This window comes from Reyranella sp. (assembly GCF_017305915.1).
Lineage (GTDB): Bacteria > Pseudomonadota > Alphaproteobacteria > Reyranellales > Reyranellaceae > Reyranella.
This window is the reverse complement of record NZ_JAFKJN010000018.1, coordinates 140,323-158,730: the sequence shown is the minus strand read 5'-3', so window position 1 is coordinate 158,730 and position 18,408 is coordinate 140,323. Positions and strand designations below refer to the sequence as shown.

17 protein-coding genes and 1 pseudogene are annotated in these 18,408 nt (G+C 69.0%); 6 read left to right on the top strand and 12 right to left on the bottom strand.

Annotated features, from left to right (window positions below):
* Nucleotides 1–81: 81 nt before the first annotated feature.
* From J0J01_RS17940 to prfB, 3 genes are all read left to right on the top strand, one after another.
* A complete protein-coding gene (locus tag J0J01_RS17940) occupies nt 82–2,670 on the top strand; it encodes a penicillin-binding protein 1A (RefSeq protein WP_296383007.1) in 2,589 nt (862 codons plus the stop codon).
* Between the two features lie 170 nt (nt 2,671–2,840).
* The gene (locus J0J01_RS17935; protein WP_296383005.1) at nt 2,841–3,878 is read left to right on the top strand and encodes a GDSL-type esterase/lipase family protein; all 1,038 of its coding nucleotides are present in this window, start codon (nt 2,841–2,843) and stop codon (nt 3,876–3,878) included.
* 75 nt (nt 3,879–3,953) lie between these two features.
* Nucleotides 3,954–5,076, top strand: a protein-coding gene (prfB, locus tag J0J01_RS17930; protein ID WP_296383003.1) for a peptide chain release factor 2 whose coding sequence is annotated in 2 segments (ribosomal slippage) — nt 3,954–4,022 and nt 4,024–5,076 — 1,122 coding nt in all. Because the reading frame shifts where the segments join, the coding sequence is not laid out codon by codon here.
* 34 nt (nt 5,077–5,110) lie between these two features.
* Here prfB and J0J01_RS17925 read toward each other — a convergent pair.
* A complete protein-coding gene (locus J0J01_RS17925; protein ID WP_296383001.1) occupies nt 5,111–5,539 on the bottom strand; it encodes a hypothetical protein in 429 nt (142 codons plus the stop codon).
* 164 nt (nt 5,540–5,703) lie between these two features.
* Nucleotides 5,704–6,480, bottom strand: a complete 777-nt coding sequence (locus J0J01_RS17920) for an alpha/beta hydrolase (RefSeq protein ID WP_296382999.1) — start codon at nt 6,478–6,480, stop codon at nt 5,704–5,706.
* 171 nt (nt 6,481–6,651) lie between these two features.
* Between J0J01_RS17920 and J0J01_RS17915 the strand changes: the two genes are divergently transcribed.
* Nucleotides 6,652–7,980 (top strand): tetratricopeptide repeat protein, encoded by a 1,329-nt coding sequence (locus J0J01_RS17915; protein WP_296382997.1) that lies wholly within the window; start codon nt 6,652–6,654, stop codon nt 7,978–7,980.
* A gap of 40 nt (nt 7,981–8,020) precedes the next feature.
* Here the strand turns inward: J0J01_RS17915 and J0J01_RS17910 are convergent, their stop codons facing one another.
* The 7 genes and pseudogenes from J0J01_RS17910 to J0J01_RS17885 form a co-directional block, all read right to left on the bottom strand.
* Complete coding sequence (locus tag J0J01_RS17910; protein ID WP_296382995.1) at nt 8,021–8,539, bottom strand: hypothetical protein; 519 nt, start codon at nt 8,537–8,539, stop codon at nt 8,021–8,023.
* Between the two features lie 61 nt (nt 8,540–8,600).
* A complete protein-coding gene (locus J0J01_RS17905; RefSeq protein WP_296382993.1) occupies nt 8,601–8,981 on the bottom strand; it encodes a hypothetical protein in 381 nt (126 codons plus the stop codon).
* On the bottom strand, nt 8,978–9,424 hold the full coding sequence (locus J0J01_RS17900) for a hypothetical protein (RefSeq protein WP_296382992.1): 447 nt from the start codon (nt 9,422–9,424) through the stop codon (nt 8,978–8,980). The genes J0J01_RS17905 and J0J01_RS17900 overlap by 4 nt, the downstream gene beginning before the upstream one ends.
* A 124-nt stretch (nt 9,425–9,548) precedes the next feature.
* Nucleotides 9,549–9,713, bottom strand: a pseudogene (locus tag J0J01_RS32740) (HNH endonuclease signature motif containing protein); the annotation flags it as partial.
* A 101-nt stretch (nt 9,714–9,814) separates the two neighbouring features.
* Entirely contained in the window at nt 9,815–10,261 is a 447-nt protein-coding gene (locus J0J01_RS17895) for an HNH endonuclease signature motif containing protein (protein WP_296382991.1), read from the bottom strand.
* 150 nt (nt 10,262–10,411) lie between these two features.
* A complete protein-coding gene (locus J0J01_RS17890) occupies nt 10,412–10,936 on the bottom strand; it encodes a hypothetical protein (protein ID WP_296382989.1) in 525 nt (174 codons plus the stop codon).
* A 222-nt stretch (nt 10,937–11,158) separates the two neighbouring features.
* Nucleotides 11,159–12,286: a M23 family metallopeptidase gene (locus J0J01_RS17885; RefSeq protein ID WP_296382987.1), complete on the bottom strand. Its 1,128-nt coding sequence runs from the start codon at nt 12,284–12,286 to the stop codon at nt 11,159–11,161.
* An 83-nt stretch (nt 12,287–12,369) separates the two neighbouring features.
* On the opposite strand from J0J01_RS17885, the gene J0J01_RS17880 reads away from it, so the two are divergent.
* Nucleotides 12,370–12,858: a DUF4142 domain-containing protein gene (locus J0J01_RS17880; protein ID WP_296382985.1), complete on the top strand. Its 489-nt coding sequence runs from the start codon at nt 12,370–12,372 to the stop codon at nt 12,856–12,858.
* A gap of 66 nt (nt 12,859–12,924) precedes the next feature.
* Here the strand turns inward: J0J01_RS17880 and J0J01_RS17875 are convergent, their stop codons facing one another.
* The gene (locus tag J0J01_RS17875) at nt 12,925–13,650 is read right to left on the bottom strand and encodes a peptidoglycan-binding domain-containing protein (protein ID WP_296382983.1); all 726 of its coding nucleotides are present in this window, start codon (nt 13,648–13,650) and stop codon (nt 12,925–12,927) included.
* A gap of 574 nt (nt 13,651–14,224) precedes the next feature.
* On the opposite strand from J0J01_RS17875, the gene J0J01_RS17870 reads away from it, so the two are divergent.
* Nucleotides 14,225–14,818, top strand: coding sequence for a hypothetical protein (locus J0J01_RS17870; RefSeq protein ID WP_296382980.1), 594 nt, complete (start codon nt 14,225–14,227; stop codon nt 14,816–14,818).
* A 250-nt stretch (nt 14,819–15,068) separates the two neighbouring features.
* Here the strand turns inward: J0J01_RS17870 and J0J01_RS17865 are convergent, their stop codons facing one another.
* Together J0J01_RS17865 and J0J01_RS17860 are read right to left on the bottom strand one after the other, a co-directional pair.
* Complete coding sequence (locus J0J01_RS17865; protein WP_296382979.1) at nt 15,069–15,974, bottom strand: cyclase family protein; 906 nt, start codon at nt 15,972–15,974, stop codon at nt 15,069–15,071.
* A 147-nt stretch (nt 15,975–16,121) separates the two neighbouring features.
* Nucleotides 16,122–18,386: a xanthine dehydrogenase family protein molybdopterin-binding subunit gene (locus J0J01_RS17860; RefSeq protein ID WP_296382977.1), complete on the bottom strand. Its 2,265-nt coding sequence runs from the start codon at nt 18,384–18,386 to the stop codon at nt 16,122–16,124.
* Between the last annotated feature and the right edge of the window lie 22 nt (nt 18,387–18,408).

Genomic DNA, 18,408 nt, shown 5'->3' with positions numbered 1-18,408 from the left:
CGCTTATGACGCTCTGCGTTGCCCAAGAAAAGGCATAACTCCCCAGCAGGCTCTGGTAAGAGAATAACCGTGCTCAACCTGATGAAAATCGGCCTGGCCTTCGCCGTGGCCAGCCTGATTGTGGGGATCGCCACCGTGGGCGGCCTGTTCTGGCATTTCAGCCACGGCCTGCCCGACCACAAGCAGCTCGCCGACTACCAGCCCGCCACCGTGTCGCGGCTCTACGCCGCCGACGGCCGGCTGCTCGCCGAATACGCCAAGGAGAAGCGCGTGTTCGTGCCGGTCGCCGCCATGCCCAAGCGGCTGCTGCAGGCCTTCGTCGCCGCCGAGGACCAGCGCTTCTTCACCCATCCCGGCGTCGACATCCTGGGCGTCGTGCGCGCGACGGTCGCCAACGTCGCCAATCCCGGCAAGCGGCCGGAGGGCGCCTCGGGCATCACCCAGCAGGTCGCCAAGAACTTCCTGCTCTCCAACCAGGCGACGCTCGCGCGCAAGATCCGCGAGGCCATCCTCGCCTTCCGCATCGAGAACACCTATTCGAAGGAGCGCATCCTCGAGCTCTATCTCAACGAGATCTATCTCGGCTCGGGCAACTACGGCGTCTCCACCGCCGCGCTCAACTACTTCGACCGGTCGCTGAACGAGCTGACGCTGTCGGAGATCGCCTATCTCGCGGCGCTGCCCAAGGCGCCCAACCGCTACAACATCGTGCGCAACGAGAAGGAGGCCTACGCCCGCCGCGACTACGTGCTGGGCCGCATGCGCGACGACGGTTACATCACGTCGGAGGAGGAGAAGCAGGCCAAGGCCGAGAAGCTCACCTTGCGCAAGCGCGCGCCGACCGAGGTGGTGACCGCCGACTTCTTCGCCGAGGAGGTCCGCCGCAATTTGATCGCGGCCTACGGCGAGAAGGCGCTGTACGAATCGGGCCTCACCGTGATGACAACCCTGGATCCGAAGATCCAGGAGATCGCCGACCAGGCGCTGCGCGAGGGCCTGATCGCCTACGACCGCCGCCACGGCTGGCGCGGGCCATGGGCCAAGATCGCCGACATGAAGGAAGGCTCGAACTGGGAGGAGGAGTTCGCCCGCATCGCCCAGCGCAAGCCGCTGTTCGGGCCGCCGGGCTGGCAGCTCGCGGTGGTTACCAAGATCGAGGCGACCTCGGCCAGCATCGCCGGGCTGCCGGACGGCGAGGGCACGATCCCCTTCGCGGAGATGCAGTGGGCGCGGCCGACCCTGCCCGACCAGCGGGTCGGCGGCTTCCCCGGGCGGCCGGCGCAGGTCCTGAACGCGGGCGACGTCATCGCCGTCGAGAAGGTCGAGAAGGCGACCAGCGGCCCGCAGGGCACCGCCTACGCGGCCAACGCCAAGCCCTATCCGCCCAGGACCTACGCGCTGCGCCAGGTGCCCAACGTCAATGGCGGCGTGGTGGTGATGGACCCGCAGACCGGCCGCATCCTCGCCATGTCGGGCGGCTGGTCCTACGGCATGAGCCAGTTCAACCGGGCGGTGCAGGCGCAGCGCCAGCCCGGCTCGTCGTTCAAGCCGTTCGTCTACCTCGCGGCGATGGATGCGGGCTTCACGCCCTCGACCATCGTCGAGGACGCGCCGTTCGAGTACAACCCGGGCTACGGGCAGCCGGTGTGGCGGCCCTCCAACTACGGCGGCGGCTTCCTCGGGCCGCTCACCGTGCGCAACGGCCTCGAGAAGTCGCGCAACCTGATGACCGTGCGCATGGCCGCGCAAATGGGCATGAAGCGCGTCGTCCAGGTCGCCAAGGAATTCGGCATCGCCGACAACATGGGCGCCTACCTGCCGATGGCGCTGGGCGCCGTCGACACCACCTTGCTGCGCATGACCATGGGCCACGCCATGCTGGCCAACGGCGCACGCGAAATAACCCCGTCGCTGATCGACAGAGTGCAGGACCGCAACGGCAAGACCGTCTACCGCCACGAGCCGCGCAAATGCATCGGCTGCGGCGAGGTCGCGGCCGGCGGGCGGCCGGCGCCGCCGCAGATCGTCGACAGCCGCCAGCCGTTCCACGATCCGGCGAGCGTCTACCAGGTGGTCAACATGATGCTGGGCGTGACCACGCGCGGCACCGCCGGCCAGCTCGCGGTGCTGGGCCGGCCGATCGCCGGCAAGACCGGCACGACCAACGACTCGAGAGACAACTGGTTCATCGGCAGCACGCCCGATTACACGGTCGGCATCTATGTCGGGTTCGACGAGCCGCGCACGCTCGGCGACCAGGAGACCGGCGGCGGCACCTCGGCGCCGGTCTACGAGCGCATCGCCCGGGTGATCTTCAAGGACAAGCCGCCGGTGCCGTTCCGCATCCCGCCTGGCCTGCGCATCGTGCGGGTCGACCACGACAGCGGCCTGCCGAGCGGCTACGGCAACCCCAACGCCATCGACGAGGCCTTCAAGCCCGGCACCGAGCCCAACGAGTACGGTGCACAGGGTCCGCAAACCGCGGGCTATGGCGCGACGGTCGCCGGCGACCAGCCGGGGCCCGGCGGCGGCCAGTGGTGGAGCGGCGGCGCAGGCGCGGGTGGCGGCGATCCCAACGCGGCGACCTTCAGCCGCGAAGGCGGTGCTGCCACCGGATTCGGCGGCGGCGGCCGCCGGCCAGGGCTCTCCGGCACGGGCGAGACCTACTAACAGCCTTTGATCCTCTCCCTTGCGGAGAGGTGGTGACGTCGGCGAATCCTCTGCGATAGGTTGCGTCGCTGAGTGAGACCGGGACCGTGCCCTACGATACGATTGATTCGCAACGGGTTTCCGTTGCGAGATCCCGTCGAGCGATCCGCTGGCTCGGAGCGCTCGCCCTCGTGCTGGCCTCGATCGTCGCCGGCCTGCTGCTGCTGGAGATCGGCTGCCGCCTGCCGCAGGGGCGTCAGGCGCTGCCGCATTGGCCGAACCTCGTGCTCGAGGCGCGGCTCGAGGCGCGGAACCAGAAGAATGCCGAGCGCGATTCGGCCTACCGCTACGATCCCGCGTTCGGCTTCGCGAACCGGCCCGACTACCAGTCGTGGGTGCTCAATTACGATTCGCAGGGCTTCCGCACCATGCCGCGGCTGGCGGCAGGGGCCGTGCAGGATCCGCCGATCCTGGCGACCGGCGATTCCTACACCAAGGGCGACGAGGTCGCCGACGCGGAAGCCTGGCCGGCGCGGCTGCAGACCATCCTGGGCTGGCGCACGATCAACGCCGGCGTCGGCGCCTACGGCCTCGACCAGACCGTGCTGCTCACCGAGCAGTTGGCGAAGCAACTGAAGCCGGCCGTACTGGTCGTCGGCTTCATCGCCGACGACGTGCGGCGGGCCGAGATGAGCCGCCAGTGGGGCCGCGAGAAACCCTACTTCCAGCGCGTCGGATCGGAGCTCCGGCTGCGCAACGTGCCGGTGCCGATGACGCCCGATCCGCGCGAGACGCTGTCGCCGCTGCAGGCGGCGTTCGGCTGGTCGGTGCTGCTCGACACCGTGCTCGACCGGCTGCGGCTGCGCGACGCATGGCACACCGACGTCGCGCGCGCCCTGCGGCCGGGCGAGGGCGAGCGCCTCGCCTGTCCGCTGATGCGGCGGCTCGCGGCGCTGGGCGTGCCGACGCTGGTGGTGGCGCAGTACTTGCCCGCGGCCTGGGACGTGCCCGCATCGGCCGCCGAGGAGCGCCGCGTCGCCGGCGTGGTGCTGGACTGTGCCGCGAAGGCAGGCCTGCGGACGCTCGACACCTACGCCGCGTTCGACGCGGCCGTTCGGGCGGGCGGGCGCGATTCGGTCTATGGCCAGTGGCATCCCAGCTGGCGGGGATACCTGCTGATCGCCAACGAGATCGCCGGCGCGCTGAAGCGGGCGCAGCTCGTGCCTTGACGGCGCCGGCTGCGACGCTATTTACACCGTCTTCCGGACCGCGGACCTCCAGGTCCGCTCAGGAGTGCTTTTCGGATGCGCGCTGAAGCCCAGGCCATGGTGACCGAGATCGAGGAGTCGCTGGAGCTCCTCAGGAGGCGTCTTTGACTACGACCGTGCGGTCGTCCGTCTCGACGAGCTGAACGCGCGCGCCGAGGACCCGGCGCTGTGGAACGACCAGAAGGAAGCCCAGGCCGTCATGAAGGAACGGCAGCGGCTGGAATCGGCCATCGCCACCATCAAGCGCCTGCGCGCCGCGATCGACGACAATGCCGGGCTGATCGAGATGGCCGAGGCCGAGAAGGACGAGGCGATGATCGCCGACGCGGAGCGTGCGCTGGGTGAAGCGCGCACCGAGGCCCGGGCGGCACGGCTCGAGACGCTGCTGTCGGGTGAGGCCGACGGCAACAACGCCTACATCGAGATCAACGCCGGCGCCGGCGGCACCGAGGCCCAGGACTGGGCCGAGATGCTGGCGCGCATGTACACGCGCTGGGCCGAGCGGCGCGGCTACAAGGTCTCCTGGCTCGAGGAGAGCGCGGGTGAGGAGGCGGGCATCAAGAGCTGCGCCTACAAGGTCGAGGGCCCGAACGCCTATGGCTGGCTGAAGACCGAATCGGGCGTCCACCGGCTGGTGCGCATCAGCCCGTTCGACGGCAACGCGCGGCGGCAGACGTCGTTCGCGTCGGTCTGGGTCTATCCCGAGGTCGACGACGACATCGAGATCGAGCTCGCCGACAAGGACCTGCGCGTCGACACCTACCGCGCCTCGGGCGCGGGCGGCCAGCACGTCAACAAGACCGACAGCGCGGTGCGCATCACCCACATCCCGAGCGGCATCGCGGTGGCGGTCCAGCAGGAGCGCAGCCAGCACCAGAACCGCGCCAAGGCGATGCAGATGCTGAAGGCGCGCCTCTACGAGGTCGAGCTGCAGAAGCGCGAGGCCGAGCGGCTCGAGGCCGAGGCGAGCAAGACCGACATCGGCTGGGGCCACCAGATCCGGAGCTACGTCCTGCAGCCCTATCAGATGGTGAAGGACCTGCGCACCAACGTCGAGCGCAGCGACCCGCAGAAGGTGCTCGACGGCGACCTCGACGAGTTCATGGCCGCGAGCCTCGCGGCGAGAGTCGGGGAGGGCCAGGACAAGGACGCGGCTTAGCGGGTCGAAGCCCTGCTGTACCGCGATCGGCACGTCATTGCTTCTTGAAGGTTCCCGTCACCTGACCGTTGCCTGCGCGGGAATAGGTGCCGGCCAGGGTGGCCGGATCCACCAGCTTGTAGTCCATCGAGACGTCGTCTCTTCTGAGCATCAAGGTGTTGCCGTTGATCTTGCCCGACAATTGTCTGAACCCGGGCCTGATGTTCGACGACGGATTTGAGCCGTAGACGTACTTCGCCGTGACGGCTCCCTCTTTGGACACTTGTTCGACGATCAGAACGTGGCAGAGCTGGCGGTTCCAGACACCGGTCCACACTCCGGAGAAAGCACGCAACGCCTCGGGCACGTCGGCCTGCGGTGCGATCAGATTGTACTGGATGGTCTGTTCGCAGGCCGCAATGGATTGGGCGTTCGCTGTTGGGCCAAGCAATGTAGCGACGGACAATGTCGCCGCGCCAAACATGGTCTTCAATCTAATATTCGGCATCTCTCTGGCTCCCCCCGACTCACATGAACCTGCCGCGCTCGGCCTCGCACCGCTGCCTCTCCAATAGAGGGCGACGCATAATGAGAATCGGACCACGCGGTGCGCATCGCATCTCCTTCTTCGGGACGTCGGTCGCCGGCCTACTGGAGCAATCGGGCGAGCGCCGGAGCGATGACTCTGCCGCTGAGTGTGCCGTTGTGGTCTGCGTCCGCGACGGCTTGGAACTCGGCATCGACACCGCGGTCCTTCAAGAGCTTCACGTAGGCTTCGGCAAGCGTGTACGACGTATTCATGTCGTTCGTGCCCGTCAGCGCGAGCACCCGGGTTCCCTGAGGGACGCTGCCGACGAACTTGTTTGGCGACAGCGAACGCACCCAGGCATAGCCGGACTGGCGCCAACGGTCGATGTCGCAGGGGCATGAAAGCAGGACGACTCCGTCGGCGATGCCGGGGTGGCGGCCGATCAGCACGCCGGCGTAAGCGGCGCCGCCGGAATGGCCGACAATGACGGTCTGCGTCGGCCGGTAACGCATCTTCAAAGCGTTGATGACCGCCGCAATCTCATCGATGTTCGCCCCGGTGTAGCTGTCACGTCGATTGTAGTTTTCCCCGGTCGACTTGTTGCCTTGCTCGTCGCCATAGCCTGGCCGTAGGACGGCCACCTTGATCGTGCCCGGCGGCACCGCGACAGCGCCTGCGACCTTGATCGTGTAGACGACCGGGCCGCCATCGCTCTGGTCGCCATGAAGGAAGATCACGAGCTTGGGAGGGCCATCAGCCGAAGGCGCGAAGGTATGAATGACGATGCACTCTTTCTTCCCGGTGACGGTCGTCAGCATGTCGTTCGGACATTCGGCGTGGGCACTCGCCGCGCCGATTCCCAGAAAAAGAAGTGCTCCCCACAAGGTACGCCGCATTGCCTCTCCCCCTCCCGTATCCCTATGCTCGGCTCCACCGCGGTTCCACTTCTCGAGGTGCTGACCGTCCTGCATGCACGTTGCTAGCGCCAAGCTGTCCTGATGCGGAGTGAAGAGATATGAAATCAGGCGAAATCACTTCTCCGGGGCTCGTCGCGCCAGCCTTTTGAAATGTCCACGACCGACCAGAATTTTCGCCAATTGCGCTTTGGATCGTTCGTCCTCGATCTTTCGCGCAGCGTTCTCCTGCACGAGGGGCGCCAGGTGCCGCTCAGGCGCCAAGCGTTCGATACGCTGCGCTACATGGCAGAGCACAGCGGTCGCGTCGTCTCCAAGGGGGAGCTGGTGGAGGCGGTATGGGCGTCGCCGCCGGCCGATCCGGATGGATCGATTGTGCAGTGCGTCAAGGAAATCCGGAAAGCGCTGGGTACCGATGCGCGCTGGATGATCCGGACCGTTCCGGGGGCAGGCTACGAATTCAAGGCCGACGTTTTCAAGGCAGACGTTTTCAAGGCAGACGTCGAGCCGGCGCATCCGAAGACGGAAGCGTCCGAAAGCCCAATCCGCGTTTCGTCCTCGCGTGCGGCAATCGGGGAACTATGGCGCCGCCCGGCCCTGACCGCCACGGCGGCGGTCATCCTCATCGCCGTGTCTGCAGGCACGATTGTCCAGGTAAAAGAGCGGGCGCCCAACGCCAATGCCGCGCATTACGCGATCCTCGGCACGGCGCTCGCAGACAGACGCACCTCCAATGACAACAGAGAGGCGCTCACGCTTTTCGACAAGGCCCTGGACCTCGATCCCGACAATGTTCTGGCCCTCATAGGCTATGCGCGCGTGCTCGTGAACGACCTGACCGAGGGATGGGTACCATCCCAGGATCGCTCCGTCCGGCTCGCCCAGGCCGAAACCGCCCTCGACCACGCGCTGAAGATCGATCCCGACCACCCGGACGCCCATCAGATGATGGGCACCATCTGGCGTGTGCGCGGTAAGCCGGAGCAGGCGATTGCCGAGCTTGAGCAAGCACTGCGGCTGGCTCCGAACAGGGCGTGGGTTCGCTCAGAGTTGGGGCGTTCCCGGCTCGAAGCCGGCGACAGTGCAGGAGCGATCAGGGAGCTGGAGATCGCGATGCATCTCAGGCCGCAAGAGCCCGCGATCTACATCTGGTATTTTCAGGCCGGCATGGCCGCCGTCCACGCCAGCGACGGCGAAACCGCGCTGAGGTGGTTTCAGAAATCCGAGGAGGCGAGCCCCGCGTATCGCCGTTTCGTCGCGGTCTGGCGGGCCGTGGCCCTCGCCGATCTTGGGCGAGAGGATGAGGCCCGTTCCCTCCTTGTCGGGTATCTCTCGAACAAACCCGCAATAACCATCGCGAGCTGGCGCAGGAATTTCGTCGACGGCAGCGAGACCGTCGCCGCGCAGCGCGCTCGGATCGCCGGCGTGCTGCGCCGCCTCGGCGTTCCAGACGGCGACTTCACGAGTGGCTCCGTTCGGTGATGCGTTTATGAGGCAATCGCCACCGCTTGCCCAAGACCCTTTAGTTTGGATTCCGCTTCTCGCCGCGTGCCATGTTGGCGTAGGCCGCGCGCCATCTGGCAGCGACCTTCACCGTGACAAGTCGGGCCGACAGATAGGCGGCCAGGAGCGCCGCCAGGGCGCCCAGCACGCCGAAGCCGGCCGAATGCCGCCCGAGCAGGTCCGTCGTCACGAAGCGGGTCGACGCGAGAAGCAGCAGCAAGCCGGCCGCAGCGGCGCCGTCCCAGGTGCGTCGTATGCGCAGCAGGTCGTGCCCGGTGTCCCGTTCGAGGTGGTGCAGGGTGCCCAGCAGCAATCCGGCGACCCCGCCGAGCGCCAGGCCGGTGCCGACCGTGACCACCCAGAACGCGATGCGCTTGCCCGGCGACACGCCGAGCAGGATCGCCGCGACGACGACGGCGAGCGCCGCGGGCAGCGCCCAGTCCAGGCGCGTCGCGGCAGTTTCGGCAAGCTCGTGGCGTGTCAGCCACAGCGCCAGCGCGGCCAGCCCCACGGCGGCCAGGTGCAGTGTGAAAAGCATGTTCCCCAATCCCCGGCAGGACGCTCGCACACTTGGCGTGTGATCGGCAATACGGTCGGGCCTAGTTCTTCGGCCGGGCCAGCCGCCGGCGCAGGTCCGCCAGTTCGGTCCGGACCTCCTGCCACGCCACGGGATCGCAGACGCCGACGCGCTGGAGCCGCTCGAGCCGTTCCTTGAACAGGGCGAATTCCGCCGCGACACGGTGGAGCGGGGTCTCGAGGCCGCGCAGCTCGAATTCGCACTGGAGATCCACGACCGCGTCCCAGCGGCGATCATCGTCGAGCAGGACGAGGCCGCGATACTCCGTGATGAAGATTTGCTCCAGGTCGTGATCGTTGCAGCTCGCGAATTGCCGTCCGTCGGCCAGGTAGCGTTGCGTGCGTTCCATCGCCTTTTCGGCGATGTAGGCCTCGGCCAGTTGCTTCACGCTCATGCCGCTCATGCTCGTTCTCCCGATATCGATGCCGCCCGCCGGTCCTCGATCAGCCGGTCGCACACCGCCTCCAGTTCCGCCTCGGCCCGCTCGACGAGCGCCGGATCGGGCTTGCGCCGGCGCAGCGCCTTGCCGAAGCGCTCGGTGAACCGGGCGAGCTCCGGCACGACCAGGGACCATGGCGGCGTGAGGCCGCGCAGGTCGAATTCGGTGCCGAGATCACGCAGCTCGTCCTCGCGGCTGGCGTCGTCCAGCGCGTGGACCTCGAGATACGCCGCGATCCATTGCGCCTCGAGCGACTGCGCCGGCAGGCCGGCCAGCGGCCGGCCGCGCCCGAGATAGTCGCGGATGCGGCTCAGGATCTGCTGTTCCACGCACGTCGAGATGCGCCGCACGACCTGCAGGTACGCATCGTCGGGTTTCTGCGCGCTTGCTCGAATCGTTTTGCTCATGATCGTTCTCCCAGGTGACATCGCCGACCAGCTCCAGTCCGCGAATGAAGATGTGCAGGCGTCCGCTGTCGGCCGCCGCGCTGCGCCGCAGCCGTTTGGCCTTGAGGTCGTCCATGTTGACCTGCCGGGTGCCGAGGAAGAGGTGATCGGGGTTCACGCAGCGCCGCTCGTCGCAGCGGTGGCAGACCATGCTGCCCGTGGGGATCGGCCCGTTCGAGCCGATCCACGACAGGCGATGGGCGAGCCACAGTCTGTCGCGCCAGTTCACCACGCCATAGCCGCGCGGCATCGTCGCGGCCTGCCAGAGCCAGCAGCCCGAGAGCGGATCGCGGCGGCTGAGATGGGCGATCCGCTCGGCGATCGTCCAGTGCGGACGGCAGCGCGACGGCATCAGCTCTCTCCGCGGCCGAGGCCGAGCAGCGGCCGGATCGCCACTTCGCCCACCATCTCGAGCCCGCGATAGACGATGCGGATCTGCGCCCGATCCTCGCCGGCGGTCGGCGGGGCAGGCGGGGTCGCCCGCGCCTTCATCTTGGCCTTGCGGTCGGCGCCGTTGATCGCGTGCGTGCCGAGGAAGAGATGGTCGGGGTTGACGCAGCGCCGCTCGTCGCAGCGATGGCAGACGATGGCGCCTTCGGGGATCGGGCCGTGGCGGACTCTCCAGGCGAAGCGGTGCGCGAGCTGCTTGCCGCCGGGCCTCATGCAGACGCGGCCGTAGCCCTCGCGGTCAGGCTTGCCCTGCCAGATCAGGCAGCCGGAGAGCGGGTCGCGGCGTGTGTAGTGGGTGAGGCGCTCTTCAGGTGTCCAGGAACGCCGGTAGGGGGTACGCGTACTCATGCACGCGACCGTAAGCGCAGCCCCTGTGGATCGACGAATATGGGCAATGGCCGGCGAAAACACGCTGCAAAAGGCGGTCGTTTTCGCGGTCCATTGCCCATAATGATCGTTCGCGGCCGGTGTTATCCACAGGCCGCGCGGGCTTGGCCTTTAGCCGTCGTCGTGGGTCCGGTGACGCTTCTGGCCCGGTACCATGTCGTAGTGGATGGCACGCGGTGCCGTGTGGAGCTGGAAGGTGAGGACGCGCCCGACCTGGAAGGCGGCCAGCAGCGCCGCCAGCGCGCCCAGCACGCCGAAGCCGCCCGACGGGCGGTGCATCAGGTCGGTGCTCACGAACCGGATCACCGCCAGCAGCAGCAGGAGCGCCGCCGCCGCGACGCCGTCCCAGGTCCGGTACATCCGCGACAGGTTCTGCGCGAAGTCCTTCTCGGCCTTGACGATCACGCCGGCGGCGAGGCCCGCCACCAGGCCGACGCCGATGCAGACCGCCCACAGCTCCCAGCGCTTGCCCGGCGACACGATCAGCAGGATGGCCGCCGCCACGATGGCGAGCGCCGGCGGCACTGCCCATCGCAGCGGCGAGGCGGCCCGTTCGGAGATTTCGCGGCGCATGTCCCACATCGCCAGGGCGGCGAGAACGACCGCCACGACGTGATAAACCGGAAGTCCATTCATTGTGCCGACGGTGCCACGCCGGCGCGGTCAACCGCAACTCACGTTGCGCTCAGATCGGGCGACTGGAGTCGGGCTCTGAAATTCCTCCCCATTCAGATGGGGAGGTGTCGGCGTCTTACGCCGACGGAGGGGTCATGAGCCCCAATCTCGTTGCACCTTATGACCCCTCTGCCCCCGATTACGGGGGCACCTCCCCATGTGAATGGGGAGGAATTCTGAGCGCTACTGAGCCGCCACCGCCGCCTCGCTGTCGCGTTCGCGCTCGCGGGCCGTCACCTGCCGGGCGAACTGCTCGAGGTCGATGCCGGCGAGCTGCGCGATGGCGGCATGGAGAAGGGGATCGACCGGCTTGCCGTCGGCCAGCACCTCGAAGTGCAGATGCGGGCCGGTCGAGCGGCCGGTGTTGCCCGAGAAGCCGACCAGCTCGCCGCGCATTACCCTAGCGCCCGGCTTGAGCCCCGGCGCGAAGCGCGAGAGATGGCCGTAGGCGGTGGCGACGCCGTCGGCGTGCTCGATGCGGATGTAGTTGCCGTAGCCGCCGTTGTGCCTGGCCTCGCTCACCACGCCGTCGGACGCGGCATGGATCGGCGTGCCCTGCGGCACCGCGAAGTCGACGCCTTCATGCATGAAGAGCCGCGGACCGAAGCCCGCGAACGACCGCGTCGCCGGGGCTGTGCCGGCCCGCGCGCCGGTTCGGGCATGGGCCCGCGCCACCGCGGCCGCGACGATCGCCGCCGTCTCGTGTTGGCCTTGCGGGAGCGGCAAGGGCCCCATCGCGGCGCGGCCGTGCGCCGACAGCGGATCGGCACGGAAGCCGAAGCGCGAGGAGATGGCGATGTTCTCGATCGGCAGGGCGACGTCGGGTGGCGTCGCGGCCTCGCCGCCGGCCAGGAAGAACTGCTCGCCGCCGTCGCGCGGCCGGAAGCGATGGAGCGCCGTCGTGGCGCCGGACTCCGTGCGCAGCTCCAGCCACAGCACGCGGCCGACGCCGGTCGGATGGCCGTCGATGGAATACGTCTGCTCCCAGCGCACGTAGAAGGCGTCGCCGTCCTGCGGCGCGCGGCTGCCGGCCGCGGCATCGAGTGCCTGCAGCGCCTCGAGCATCGCCGCGCGCGGCACGCCGGCCGCTGTGGCCGAATCGGCCAGTGATCCGTTCACCGTGCCGCTTGCACCCAGCGCGCGGGTAAACGGCAGCAGGTCGCGGGTCCGCGCCTCCTCGTCGTCGCTGCCGAGAAGCCGCTGTTCGGCGGCGATGGCCTCGGTTTGCTCCGATTGCGCCCAGCCGGGCGCCACTGCCGCCAGCCCCATGAAAAAAGCGGCCGTCGCCGCGCCCCATGTCTTTTTTGTCACCGGCGTTTTCTACAGAGAACAAAACGGCCATGGTGTGACCAGCATGGCCTGTGCTCATGGGACGCACGGCACTGGAGAGAGGAATGCGCGGACGGCTGGCGTCGCTCCTGACGGTTCTCTGCCTGGTCACGTCGGTCGCACCTGCGGCGGACATGACGCAGGCTTTCCTGTCGCAGGCCGCTGCGCTCAACCGCTTCCAGGTCGCCAGCGGCAACCTCGCGCTGCGCAAGACCCAGTCGGCCGTCGTGCACGGCTTCGCCCAGCAGATGATCTTCGAGTACTCGGTGGCGGCCGGGAAGCTCAGGCAGGCGGCGGCGGACGCCAAGCTGCCGCTGCGCGACGCGCTCGACGAGCGGCACAAGGCGCTGCTCGATCAGCTCACCCACACGGCGCCGGGCAAGACGCTCTCCAAGGCCTACTTCGAGGCGCAAGAAAAAGTGCTGCGAGACGATACAGCGCTGCTCCAGGGCTACGCCGAGAGCGGCGACAACGAGCGGCTGAAGGTCTACGCCCAGGAGATGGTGCCGGTGCTGCGCGGCCATCTCGCGCAGCTCGGCAAGCTGCGCAAGTGACGCTTGTATGGCGCGACGAGCGGTCCCCCCGGCGACGTCATGCGATTCAGAGGCAGCGTGTGAAGGTCAGCGCCGGAACAGACGCTCGATGCTCTCCAGCAGCGGATCCTGCTGCTGTCGCCGCGGCGGGGGCGGCGGGTTGTAGGCCCGGCGCTGCGGCGGCGGGGCCGCCTGCGCCTGGGACTGCGGTTGCTCCAGGCGCAGCCGCGCCAGCAGGTCCTTGTCGAGCGTGCCGCTGGCCTCGAGCCCACGCGCCTGCTGGTACTGCTTTACCGCGCCGGTCGTCTGTGGGCCGGCGGCGCCGTCGACCGGGCCGGGGTTGAAGCCAAGCGCGCGCAGACGGCTCTGCACATCGCGCACATCGGCCGAGGTGAGCGGCTCCGGGGGGCCCGGCGGCGTGGCCGCTTGCGGCGGCCGCAGCGGCGGCAGCGCGTCGCGCGCCGGCGGCGCGGCAGCGCTCGCGGTATCGGCCTTCGCCGGCGCCGTGTCGCGCGGACCTGCGTTCGTGATCTCCGCCGGCGTGACCGGCGGCGCCGGCGACGGCGGCGCCACGTCGGCGATGGTGCGCGGCAGTGTCGTGCGCGGCGGCCCGTTCACCAGGAAGCCGACGAACGCGCCGGCCGCGACCGCGCCGACGCCGATCCCCAGCGCCCAGCCGACCGCGTAGCCCATGCCCGATCGCCGCTTCGCCGCCGCCCGCACGGCCGGCGCCGGATCGCCCGTCGCCGAGCCCAGCCGTGGCGCGGCCTCGGCCGGGCGCGGCGCGGCGGCGGGAGAGGGAACGGCCTTCACTGCCGCCGGCGCCGCGAGCCTCGGCCCCGGCACGCGCGCGATGGCGGCCTCGCGGCTCGTCGCCGCTGGCGCCGGCGGAGGAGCCGGTGCCGCCGGCGGCGTCGCCGGCCGCAAGTCAGGAACACGGGCAGCCGCGGCTTCGCGTGCCGGTGGCGGCGGCGGCGGCGGCTCGGGTGCTCGCGCAACGACGGCTTCGCGAACCGGCGGGGGTGGCGGTGCGGGCTTCGGCGGTTGAGGCGGCGGCTCGGGCGCTCGCGCAACGACGGCTTCGTGAACCGGCGGAGGTGGCGGTGCGGGCTTCGGCGGTTGAGGCGGCGGTTCGGGTGCTCGCGCAACGACGGCTTCGCGAACCGGCGGAGGCGGCGGTGCGGGCTTCGGCGGTTGAGGCGGCGGCTCGGGTGCTCGCGCAACGACAGCTTCGCGAACCGGCGGAGGCGGCGGTGCGGGCTTCGGCGGTTGAGGCGGCGGCTCGGGTGCTCGCGCAACGACGGCTTCGCGAACCGGCGGAGGTGGCGGCGCAGCCTTCGGCTCACGCGCCCGTGCAACGGCGGCTTCGCGACGCGGCGGCGGCGGCGTGGACGGCAACGGCGCGGGCTTCGGCTCGGCCGACCGCGCGACGACAGGCTCGCGGATCGGCTGTGGCGTCGGAGGCGTTGGCTCGGGCGCGCGAGCGGCCGGGGTTGGCACTGCCTTCGGCGGAGCGGGAACGGGTTTCGGCTCGGGCACGCGCGCGATGACGGACTCGCGGCTCGGCGCAGGCGCGATCGGCTCGGGCTTCGGCTCGGGGACACGGGCGACGATGGGCTCGCGACTCGCCGATGGCGGTGTCGGGGCCGGCTGCGGTGCCGGCGGCGCGCGACGCATCACGTCGCGGATCACGTCCTGCCGATCCGGCGTCGGGTTCGGCTCCGATGGCGCGATCGGCGGCTCGGCGCCGCGGGCACGCGGTTCCGGCGGCGGCGCCGGCGCGGGCTTGGGCCGCCGCAGCGGCGGCTCGCCGGTCGCCGACCGCGGGTTGCGCGCGGCGAGCTGTGCCGTCAGCCGCGCCAGCGACTGCTGGAAATGGGTGTCGTCGCCGGAAATTTGCGGCTTCTCGTCGTCGTTGGTGGCGTTGGGGCGTCGGTCGGGCTTGAAGAACAACGGGCTGCTCCTCGCTTGGGGCCGGTAAGCGCGGTGCGTCCGCCAACGTTGCCCGCAGCCGGGGCCGCAAGGTGGTGATCTTTCTGGGACCTCGGCGGTCCGCGGTTTTGCGGCCGGCACGAAAAAAAGGCCGCAATGCGCAGCCTTTGGCCTGAGCGAAGCCCACGGGCTCCGCTCAGGAGGCGATGGACGGCGGCGTTAGCCAGATGCGCGCGCGGGCGATACTGGTTTCACCAAGCACATTCCGTTCGGCTGATTCCAGCCGAACGGAATGCGCTCTAGCGGATCGCGATCGGATTTATCATTCCCTGCACGGCGCCGCGGTACTTGGAGTGGCCGAGCACGAACAGGAACTCGTAGGCCTTCTCGGCGGCGAGGGCCGAGGTGTCGACGTTCTCCAGGATGTAGGTGCCGTTGTGCGGCAGCATGATCTGGTGCACCTCGAAGACGCCGGAGTCCTTCTCGAACGGGATCACCTCGAGCGCCCAGGTGTCGGCGCCGATCGCGACCACGCCCTTGCCGGTGAGGTACTTGGCGCCGCCCTTGCCGAGGCCGGGCTCGCCCTTGCTGTAGCGCGCGTCGTCCTTGCCGATCAGCTTGATCCAGCCGGTATAGAACAGCACGACGTCGCCTTCCTTGATCTCGGCATGGTTGAAGGCGGTGCCCTCGGCCACCGGGTCCTGCTTGAAGTGCGCCGTCATGTCGAGCAGCACGCCGCGCGCCACGATCGGCGGGATCTTCTCGACGCCGAGCTTCTTGAGGCCGTCGAACGCGGCGAAGTCGGCCCACTTGTTGCCGTTGTAGTAGACGTCGCCGACGCCGATATGGCCGAGCCCGTCGATCTGCGTGCCGATGCCGACCCAGCAGTTCAGGATGTCGTCGTTGTAGGTGGTGTGGGTCGGCCCCAGGCCAGCCGACGAGCCGACCTGGCCCGGCTGCACGATCGAGACCGTGCAGCTGCGCGGCGGATAGGCCGGCGTCTTGCTGTCGACGATGATGCCCAGCGAATAGGTCTTGCCGGTCTTGACCAGCTTGGCGGCGTCCAGGACCCGTGCGGGCGTGATGTAGTTCGCCGCGCCGATCTCGTCGTTGGGCCCCCACTTGGAGGGCGAGACCGTGTTCTGCGCCGATGCCGTCGAGGCGAGCGCGAGCGTCGCCAGGGCGGCGATGCCGAAGTGCTTCATGGTTTCTCTCCCGTGTCGTTACGTCAGCGATGGTACGGACGCGTAACGCCGGGCGATCCTCGACTGGGGAGGTCGCCCGCGGGAAATGATGGGCCGGCATCCGCCGGCCCGGTAATGACAGTTATATTGCGGTTCCGTGACGGCGCTTCAGTCGGCCGCCAGCTTGTGCGGCTCGGGCTCGAGCGCGTCGAGCACCTTGGGCGGCGAGATCGGCAGATGATCGAAGCGGATGCCGATCGCCTTGTAGACGGCGTTGCGCACTGCCGCCATGCCCGGCACCAGCGGCACCTCGCCGACGCCCTTGACGCCCTGCGGGTGCTTGGGGTTCGGGATCTCGATGATGCCGCATTCGAGCTTCGGCAGGTCCGAGGCCACCGGCATGCGGTAGTCGAGGAAGCCCGGGTTATCGACCTGGCCGCGCTTGTTGTAGATGTACTCCTCGGTCAGCGCCCAGCCGATCGCCTGGGACATGCCACCCTGCAACTGACCCTCGACATAGTCGGGATGGATGGCGCGGCCGACGTCCTGGAAGCAGGTCATGCGGATGACCTTGACCTTGCCGGTGGCGGGATCGACCTCGACGTCGGCGACGTGGGTCGAGAAGCCGCCCTCGGCGCCGGCGGTGTTGAGCTGGGTGGTGGCGCCGATCGGGCCGCCGGTCTCCGACGCCCTGGCGGCGATCTGGGCGAGCGACAGCGGCTCGAACTTGCCGGCGTTGTCGCCGGCCGGGCGGGCGTAGCCGTTCTCCCAGGTGACGGCGTCCTCGTCGATCTTCCAGATCTTGGCGGCGCGGCTGCACAGCTGCTTGATCACCTTGTCGGCCGACTGCGTCACCACCATCGCCGAGGCGAAGGTGACGCGGCTGCCGCCGGTCAGGTTGGAGAAGCCGACGCTGTTGGTGTCGCCGATCAGCACGTTGATGCGGCTGGGATGGATGCCCAGCAGCTCGGCCGCGATGTTGGCGGTCGAGGCGCGGCTGCCGCCGATGTCGGGATGGCCGGTCATCACGATGACGTTGCCGTCCTCGGTGATGTTGACGTGCGCGCTCGATTCGCCTCCGGCATTGAACCAGTAGCCCGAGGCGACGCCGCGGCCCTGGTTGGGGCCGAGCGGCGACTTGTAGTGCTCGCTGGCCAGCGCCTGGCGCAGCGTCTCCTCGTAGCCGATCACCGGATAGACCGGGCCGTGCGCCGCCTTGACGCCCTGCTTGGCGGCGTTCTTGAGGCGGAACTGGAGCGGATCCATCTTGAGCTTCTCGGCCAGCTCATCCATCACGCTCTCGACCGAGAAGGCGCCGATCGGCGCGCCCGGCGCGCGGTAGGCCGCGACCTTCGAGCGGTTGGAGACGACGTCGAAGCCCTTCGACAGGACATTGGCGATGTTGTAGGGCGCGAAGGCGCAGCCCGCGGCGCCGCGGATCGGCGAGCCCGGGAAGGCGCCGGCCTGCAGGTACCACACGCCGTGGGCGGCGACGATGGTGCCGTCCTTCTTCGCGCCGATCTTGACCCAGCTCGACGAGCCCGAGGTCGGGCCCGAGGCGCGCATCACCTCCTCGCGGGTCATCACCATCTTCACCGGCCGGCCCGACTTCTTAGCCAGCACCAGCGCGACCGGCTCGAGATAGACGATGGTCTTGCCGCCGAACCCGCCGCCGATCTCGGCGGGGATGGCGCGGATGTCGCTCTGGGGAATGCCCGACATCAGCGCGCTCATGGCGCGCACCATAAATTGGCCTTGTGATGAGCTCCAGATAGTGACCTTGCCGTCGCCGGCGACGCTGACGAGGCAGGCGTGCGGCTCGATGTAGCCCTGGTGGACGGCCTCGGTCTTGAAGCTGCGCTCGACCACCACCTCGGCGGCCTTGAAGCCCGCCTCGATGTCGCCGAGCTTGTGCTCAAGGGTGCCCGCGATGTTGGAGGGCTTGCCGTCGAACTTGATGTGGTCGAACAGGGTGGGCGCGCCGTCCTTCTTGGCGTCGTCGACGTCGATCACCCAGGGCAGCACCTCGTAGTCGACCTTGATCAGCTTGCAGGCCTCGGCGGCGATCGCCTGGCTGTCGGCGGCGACGGCGGCGACCGGATGGCCGTGGAAGAGGGCGCGCTCGCGCGCCATGACGTTGCGGCACATCCAGCGCATGTCCTGGATGCCCAGCATCACCGGGCCTTTCTCGATCGGGAAGTCGACGATGTCCTTGGACGTGCAGACCGCCCTGACGCCCGGCAGCTTCTCGGCCTTGGAGGTGTCGATCGACTTGATGCGGGCGTGCGGATGGGGGCTGCGCAGGACCTTGCCCCAGATCATGCCGGGCATGGTGGCGTCGGCGGCATAGGCGGCGCGCCCCGTGACCTTGTCGGCGCCGTCCGGGCGCGGGGTGCGTTTGCCGATCCACTTGTTGTCGTCCGTCATGTGCATGCTCCCTACGAGGACTGGGTTT

What these genes read in the sequence shown, in the direction of transcription:
- J0J01_RS17925 (WP_296383001.1), bottom strand. Translation starts at nt 5,539, where the DNA reads ATGTTTGGCGCGGCGACATTGTCCGTCGCTACATTGCTTGGCCCAACA.
- J0J01_RS17880 (WP_296382985.1), top strand. Translation starts at nt 12,370, where the DNA reads ATGCGCGGACGGCTGGCGTCGCTCCTGACGGTTCTCTGCCTGGTCACG.
- J0J01_RS17890 (WP_296382989.1), bottom strand. Translation starts at nt 10,936, where the DNA reads ATGAATGGACTTCCGGTTTATCACGTCGTGGCGGTCGTTCTCGCCGCC.
- J0J01_RS17910 (WP_296382995.1), bottom strand. Translation starts at nt 8,539, where the DNA reads ATGCTTTTCACACTGCACCTGGCCGCCGTGGGGCTGGCCGCGCTGGCG.
- J0J01_RS17865 (WP_296382979.1), bottom strand. Translation starts at nt 15,974, where the DNA reads ATGAAGCACTTCGGCATCGCCGCCCTGGCGACGCTCGCGCTCGCCTCG.
- J0J01_RS17920 (WP_296382999.1), bottom strand. Translation starts at nt 6,480, where the DNA reads ATGCGGCGTACCTTGTGGGGAGCACTTCTTTTTCTGGGAATCGGCGCG.
- J0J01_RS17915 (WP_296382997.1), top strand. Translation starts at nt 6,652, where the DNA reads ATGTCCACGACCGACCAGAATTTTCGCCAATTGCGCTTTGGATCGTTC.
- J0J01_RS17900 (WP_296382992.1), bottom strand. Translation starts at nt 9,424, where the DNA reads ATGAGCAAAACGATTCGAGCAAGCGCGCAGAAACCCGACGATGCGTAC.
- J0J01_RS17860 (WP_296382977.1), bottom strand. Translation starts at nt 18,386, where the DNA reads ATGCACATGACGGACGACAACAAGTGGATCGGCAAACGCACCCCGCGC.
- J0J01_RS17905 (WP_296382993.1), bottom strand. Translation starts at nt 8,981, where the DNA reads ATGAGCGGCATGAGCGTGAAGCAACTGGCCGAGGCCTACATCGCCGAA.
- J0J01_RS17940 (WP_296383007.1), top strand. Translation starts at nt 82, where the DNA reads ATGAAAATCGGCCTGGCCTTCGCCGTGGCCAGCCTGATTGTGGGGATC.
- J0J01_RS17895 (WP_296382991.1), bottom strand. Translation starts at nt 10,261, where the DNA reads ATGAGTACGCGTACCCCCTACCGGCGTTCCTGGACACCTGAAGAGCGC.